This window comes from Dapis brunnea BLCC-M229 (assembly GCF_050015995.1).
Lineage (GTDB): Bacteria > Cyanobacteriota > Cyanobacteriia > Cyanobacteriales > Microcoleaceae > Trichodesmium.
The window spans coordinates 27,861-35,171 of the sequence record NZ_JBNHEP010000248.1 but is presented as its reverse complement, the minus strand read 5'-3'; the positions used below and the strand labels follow the sequence as shown (position 1 = coordinate 35,171).

Here is a 7,311-nt window from a genome sequence, read left to right as displayed (position 1 = left end):
ATGATGAGGATGATGAGGATGATGAGGATGATGAGGATGATGAGGATGATGAGGATGATGAGGACGACGAGGATGATACCCCAGATGTCAATATTGTCATCAGTAACTCAGATACAACAATTGTAGTCAACAGTGAAGTTGAAACCGTAATTCAGTTCAATTCCATAGAGGAAGCTGGTGCTACTGTTGTTGGCTTTAGTGAGTCAGACTCATTATCATTCAATTCATTACAGTTTGGTGGTATAACTAATACAAACTTCAGCAGTACAGTTGTCACTCAGTCAACCACCAATGCTGATATCCAGGGCCAAACTTTACTGGTTATTGAACAACAGATTAACTCAATACAACAACTACAAGTATTCCTAGCTAGTTTAGAAGTAAGCAACCCAGTATTTGTTCAATATACTAACCAGCAAGGTCGTAGCGTACTAGCATTTGCAGAAAGTAGCACTCAAGTAGAAATTGTTAGTCGGTTTACATCTCAAGTAGAGCTAACTCAGAGTAACTTTAACTTTACTGAAGTAACCACCGCAACTGCAGGAACACAAATTGATGCTAATTTAGTTGGTACTATTTTATTTGGTTCAGTGGTAGAAACTAGCACTATCACTAACTTTGATATAGAGACAAATGTACTTCAGTTTCAAAGAGGAATATTTGGAAATTTCCAAAACAGTAGCTTCATTCAGGTGACTGTAAACGAGTCAAGTACAAGTGTTTCTAGTAACGTAGGTCTGATTCAATTAACTCAAGAATTTACTTCTCTAACAGAAATAGAAGCACGTTTACAGGAACTTAATGTTAACAATAGTGGTGTATTTGCTACTTACGTTAATGCAGACAATGAAACTGTGCTGACTTTCTTCCAAGGAAACACTTTAGAAATAGTCGCCACCTTTGATGCCGAAATTAACCTAGATGTGAGTAACTTTACTTTTGTTGGTATCGCAGCAGGTGATACGGACGACTTCATTGTTGGCACTCAACGTCAAGATATCCTCAATGGTTTGGGAGGGGATGATACCATACAAGGTCTTGGTGGTAATGATACCCTCCGTGGTGGTGATGATGACGATCTGATTACAGGTAACGGTGGTAACGATCGCCTGAATGGTGGTGATGGAGAAGACACTCTCAACGGTGGTTTTGGTAACGACTTTATCCTGGGAGGTGCTGGTGACGATCTCTTGATCGGTCGTCCTGGGTTTGATATAATCCTTGGTGGTGATGGTGATGATACCCTCCGTGGTGGCATCGGTCGCGATCGCATCAATGGTGGTGCAGGTAACGACGTACTAACTGGTGGAGCAAGTATTGACCGCTTTATTTTCAATACCAATGAAGAGTTTACTCAAGCAGATGTGGGTACAGACGAAATTACTGATTTTGTTGTAGATCAAGATATTATTCTGTTGGATAAAACAACTTTTGCTGCTCTTACCAGTATTCAAGGTGATGGTTTCAGTGTTGCAACAGAATTTGCAGTAGTTACCACTAATGCAGCGGCAGAAACTTCTAATGCGTTTATTGTCTACAACAGTGCAAATGGTAACTTGTTCTATAATGCTAATGGTAGTGCTGCTGGTTTAGGTACGGGTGCTAATTTTGCTACCTTAACTAATAATGCACAAATTAGTGCTGATGATTTCTTCCTACGTTAAAAAATAAGGAACAAAAAATAATAGGTTATTCTTAAACCTCAATGAGATAATAGAATCACTGGGAAATTCCTGGTGATTCTATTATTATCAGGACTAAAGTCATGCATATTAAATTATACACAATATGTAGGGGTTAACTGCCGTTAACCCCTACTAGATATGGTGGCTCTGCGTAAGTCCTGATTATGAAGAAACTGTAGTTAATTTAGGGTGTTTATGACCAGAAAACGTTTAATTATTGAAATGGGAATGGGTGTAGACCAACATGGTCAGGAGCCAACAGTTGCTGCAGCTAGAGCTGTCAGAAATGCCATCGCCCATAATGCTTTGCCTGGTGTTTGGGAAGTAGCAGGTTTAAGTCATCCCAATGAAATGATTGTAGAAGTACAGGTGGCTGTACCTTACCCGGAACAGGTACGGGTAGAAGAGGTTTTAGCTGTATTGCCTTTTGGCCAGAAAAGTATAAGTGTCGAAGATGGGGGGATGGTGGTGCAGGGTCGAGCTATCGCTGAGTTGGAAGATAAAAATGATGAGATGTTAATTGCGGTGGCCGCAGTTACTGTATTTGTCTCTCAATAAATATAGGATACGATCAAAATAAAAATCTGCTATGGTTGACTGCAAAACACATAGCAGATATATAAACTAGTTAGTTGAGGTTGCTATAACTTAGTTGAAATTCACAATTACTATTATTAATTGTTTTTGACAAAAAAACAATAAATTTTACCTATCTTTACCAAATCTTTAAATAACAAGGTCAAATTGTAAAGATTAGATAAAGATAGGTACATATCAACAAATATTGATATTTTTCTGAAGACAGAAAATATCACTTTCTGCTATAATGTAATTGTTTTGGCTGTTGACAAAAAATACTTATATGATTATATTTCCGGTAGTATTAGTTATCTGAGGAAAAAGGAAACTTGGAACCTATTCTAGTTGTTTGTAGATAAATCTTTTTCAGAGTATTAACATCCCTAGATGAAATAGGAGGAGGTTCTGCCACCTGAGAATAATACATAACATCAGTTTTCTCAGGACTATGACCCCAAATACCCAAAGCATGACCAAACTCGTGACGAGCAGCAGCAGGCAAGTATTTACCTACTTGCATAGGACTCAACCAAATTACAAAATTATGAGATAAAACACCATTCTCATCTCGATCTAACTGATAGCGAGTTTCTGCCGAACGCGCCCTTAATTTTCCTGGTGTCAAGGGAGGTCGCTTCTTAAAAATTTTAATATCAGCAACTTCTGGGTTATCTACCACTTGCAAAGGTAAATAAATATTCCATTCCCAAATAGCATCTACCACGCTCTTAACCCATTGACGAGACCGAGACTCATCGCGATCAGAAGATTCAACATAAACCTTAATAGGAAACTGCGACCAAATTAGATAACCTACATCCTGAACTTCAATTTGATTAAAATAATCACCACTATTACTGGGGTCTTGCCATTGCGCCAAAGTTTCTGGTAGAGGATAAGATTTCAGAGCAGGTAAATCTTGAGGAGAAACTGCAGTCATAGGAGTTGAAAACAAAAAATAGAAAGCTACCATCCAAATAGCAAAACCGAAAAAAAAGAACCGCAAATAAACCGATACTATTTTGCTAATAAACATTAAACGCGAAAAGTTTTGGTTTGTAGTAGGGCTTTAGCCCTAAGTATAGATAGGGCTAAAGCCCTACTACAAGGTTTAATTATAACTTAATACTCATAGCTGATAGATCGGCTAACAGCTAAATGCTTACATTCCTATAAACAAAGGTTGGCAGTATTAATTAAAAATTCAACTACCAACCTTCTCAATTTTGCCTTGGTTTTTATTGAGAGAATTTATTCTTCAGAAACAGTTTCAGTTTCCACAGTTTCAACATCCTCAGATTCCTGCATCATTGCCAGAGTTTTCTCCTTGTCTAACTTAAACACCAAAATACCCAAAGGAGGCAAACATAAATCCAAAGACTGTTGATAATTATGGAAATACCAATCATCAGTCCACTTACCACCCAAGTTACCCATATTGCTGCCACCATAATTACCAGCATCACTATTAAATATTTCAGTATAGAACCCTGGTTCAGGTACACCGATACGATAATGACTATGGGGTTGAGGAGTAAAATTACAAACCGCTACCACAAACTCTTTCCCATCTTTAGCGCGACGAATAAATGACACCACACTATGATTATTATCACTACAATCTATCCACTGGAATCCTTCCTCGTTACAATCTTGTTCATACAAAGCAGGTTCAGAACGATAGAGTTGATTCACATCCCGGAAAAATCGCTTCATCCCTTGGTGAGCATCATGTTGGAGCAAATGCCATTCTAAATCGCCCCAAACATCCCATTCACCCCACTGAGGAAACTCCATCCCCATAAACATAGTTTTCTTACCAGGGTGAGTAAACATATATGCAAACAACGCCCGGACATTAGCAAACTTCTGCCATTCATCCCCAGGCATCTTACCCAACATATTGCTCTTGCAATGTACCACTTCATCGTGAGACAGAGCTAACATATAGTTCTCACTGTGGTGATACCAAATACTGAAAGTAACATTATTCTGGTGGAACTGTCGGAACCAAGGGTCCATTTCAAAATAGTCAAGCATATCGTGCATCCAACCCATGTTCCACTTGAAGTTGAAACCCAAACCACCAACATAAGTAGGCCAAGTTACCATTGGCCAGGCAGTAGATTCTTCTGCAATACAAAGAACGCCTGGATAATAACCAAAAATCAAGTGATTAACTTGACGGAGGAAATCAGCAGCTTCGATATACTCTACACCTCCATATTTATTAGCAACCCATTCACCATCAGGTCTCATATAGTTGTGGTAAACCATAGAAGCAACCGCATCTACCCTGAAACCATCAATGTGATACTTTTCAAACCAGAAAAGTGCATTTGCAATTAGGAAGTTACGAACTTCATTACGACCATAGTCAAATACTAAAGTACCCCATTGCTTGTGTTCGCCTTTGCGGGGGTCTGGATGTTCATAGAGGTGAGTACCATCAAAGAAAGCCAAACCATGTCCATCTTTGGGAAAATGTCCCGGTACCCAGTCTACAATTACGCCTATACCATTTTCATGGCATTTATCCACAAAGTACATGAAATCTTCGGCATTACCGTAGCGAGAGGTAGGGGCAAAAAATCCTGTAACCTGATAACCCCAAGAACCATCAAAAGGATGTTCTGCCACAGGTAACATTTCAATGTGAGTATAGCCCAAATCTTTAACGTAGGAAACCAGACGATCTGCTAATTCTCGGTAGGTAAGAAAACGAGCATCTGGTTTGAGTTCGGATACTTGAACTACACGCTCAGTTTCCCCATTTGGTAGTTTAGCTGGTTCAGCAGAAGCAGCATGAATCCAAGAACCAAGGTGGCATTCATAGACAGAAATAGGTTGAGTGAGAGGGTCGGTATGGCGACGTTTCTCCATCCATTCTTGGTCGTTCCAAGTATAGGAGTCTAGATCTACAACAATGGAAGCTGTTTTGGGTCTTACTTCCTGTTGATATCCATAGGGGTCGCTTTTTTCATAGATGTGTCCTTCCCAGTTTTTGACCTCATACTTATAGTGTTCTCCAGGGCCAATATCGGGAATAAATAGTTCCCAAACTCCTGTGTGTCCTTTCCGCATTTGGTGTTTACGACCATCCCAATGGTTGAAGTCTCCTAAAATTGAAACATTACGAGCATTGGGTGCCCAAACAGCAAAGTAGACTCCTTTGATTCCGTTAACTTCAGTGATATGTGCCCCTAGTTTTTCGTAGATGCGGTGATGGTTTCCTTCTCCAAAGAGTTGAAGGTCGAAGTCTGTGAGTTTCGGAGAGCGGAAAGCGTAGGAGTCGTAGATGACTCGTTCGTGTTCTCCTTCTTTAATTTTAAGTTGATAGTTGGCCAGTTCCGGGGTGTCAATAACACATTCAAAGAAATGAGGGTTATGGACTGACTGCATAGGGTATTCTTCGCGGTCTATTGGTGAGATGACTGAGACAGCTTCAGCATTTGGTTGGTAAGCTCGGATTACTGTCACAGTTTTGCCATCTTGTTCTATCTGATGGGCACCGAGGACTTCAAAGGGGTCGTGATGATGATTCCAAACTATTTGGTTGACTTGATCCACAGAAATTGTCATTTTTGTCAATATATTTTTGTTAACAATTTATTAAGAATGCCACAATATGGGGAAGTTATGCTAGTCGATGATGCCCGACTGTCACCTTTTTACCATGACAAGTGCTTTTGAAACGATTAATAGTTATGAAACAAAGTGTTTCGTTTCATACAATTAGCATAAGTATACAAATATGTAGCTCTAGAGGATCATAGGAGTCAGGAGTCAGGAGTCAGGAGTCAGGAGTCAGTAACAAAGAATAGACATTATATCATTTTCGTCTTAAAAGTTATCATTTCTTTCTCTATTCTGCTTCCTTAAGTACGAATTCAAAAGTTCTTACATATACTATAACTACCAGTTTTCAGAAAGATAGAACACACTTGTAAGAACTACAATCCTTGTCGGGACGTTCCATGTAATTCCTGCTGTAGTCTTCCTAAATAAAAACTGTTATAAGTAGTCATGCAAAATAAATTTCCTAGTTGAGGCAGGTACTCATACAAGAGGAGATAGACAAGATGTGTAATTAACTTGGCATAGCTACTTAGCAATCCTCAATAGATTGTTATCAATTAAATAATAACTAAACTGCTATATTAGTATGACGATTTAATAGTTTGATCCTCAAAATTTTTGACCAGGAATTAAAATTATCTGATATAATAATAAAATTTTTGACAGAAATAAGAAGGTAGTGAATAGAAGTAAAACTATCAATCAAATAGTTGAGAAGCTAATAGATATTAAAAATTTTAATTTTAATTTGAGCAAGAAGTTAAAACATTTACTCCAGAGTAAATACTATTGTATTTTGTAATTATTATAGATGTGAGTATTAGGTAAACTATATGGTCGCAGTTAGAAGTACATTTCCAACCTCAAGCAATAAGTCCACAAAAAATAATTTTTCTGTCATCTCAAAAAAATCAACTCGCCGACAGAAACCAACAGAAAAAAATTTATCTGATGGTAACTATACCTCTCAAGAGGGTACAGACTTACAAACAATTCAAGCACAGAACCAGGATCAAGTCATATCCCTACCCCAGTCCAAACCTCTGTGGTTAAAATCTTTGATAGCGACGCAATTCACTTCATCCATTGTCGCGGTATTATTAGCAAGTGCGAGTGTGGCCTTTTATGGCTTAACAATTTATGGCCAGTCTAAATGGACAACAGAATATCAACAATTACAAAAACTTAGACAAAAAGAACAGCAGATAAGTGTTGCTAATGAACTCTTAAAAAATCATATAGCTGAACAAGCATCAACTTCTGACAGTGGTTTAACTTCACGAGATTCTGTCAAGAGAATATTTTTAGAACCAGCACCTCCACGTCCTGCTCCTAATCCTCCTCAACCTTATCTAGAATCTAGTTCAGGTCATAAATATCTCTTCAAAACACCAGTGGGATATTGAAAAAGTTAAAATTCAAAATTCAAAATTCAAAAGTAAGAATTAATCAAAGTTAAAAGTTAAAA

Annotated in this window: 5 protein-coding genes; 3 read left to right on the top strand and 2 right to left on the bottom strand. The window is 38.2% G+C overall.

What is annotated here, in order from left to right:
- On the top strand, positions 1-1,664 hold a 1,664-nt coding region (locus ACP6PM_RS28290), incomplete at its 5' end, for a calcium-binding protein (protein ID WP_426590226.1).
- Positions 1,665-1,880: 216 nt separating this feature from the next.
- Positions 1,881-2,243, top strand: coding sequence for a Lin0512 family protein (locus ACP6PM_RS28285; protein WP_426590225.1), 363 nt, complete (start codon positions 1,881-1,883; stop codon positions 2,241-2,243).
- Between the two features lie 325 nt (positions 2,244-2,568).
- Here ACP6PM_RS28285 and ACP6PM_RS28280 read toward each other — a convergent pair whose 3' ends face one another.
- Positions 2,569-3,204, bottom strand: coding sequence for a matrixin family metalloprotease (locus tag ACP6PM_RS28280; RefSeq protein WP_426590224.1), 636 nt, complete (start codon positions 3,202-3,204; stop codon positions 2,569-2,571).
- A gap of 311 nt (positions 3,205-3,515) precedes the next feature.
- Positions 3,516-5,846, bottom strand: coding sequence for a 1,4-alpha-glucan branching enzyme (glgB, locus tag ACP6PM_RS28275; RefSeq protein WP_426590257.1), 2,331 nt, complete (start codon positions 5,844-5,846; stop codon positions 3,516-3,518).
- An 830-nt stretch (positions 5,847-6,676) separates the two neighbouring features.
- On the opposite strand from glgB, the gene ACP6PM_RS28270 reads away from it, so the two are divergent.
- Positions 6,677-7,249, top strand: a complete 573-nt coding sequence (locus ACP6PM_RS28270; RefSeq protein WP_426590223.1) for a hypothetical protein — start codon at positions 6,677-6,679, stop codon at positions 7,247-7,249.
- Positions 7,250-7,311: the final 62 nt, after the last annotated feature.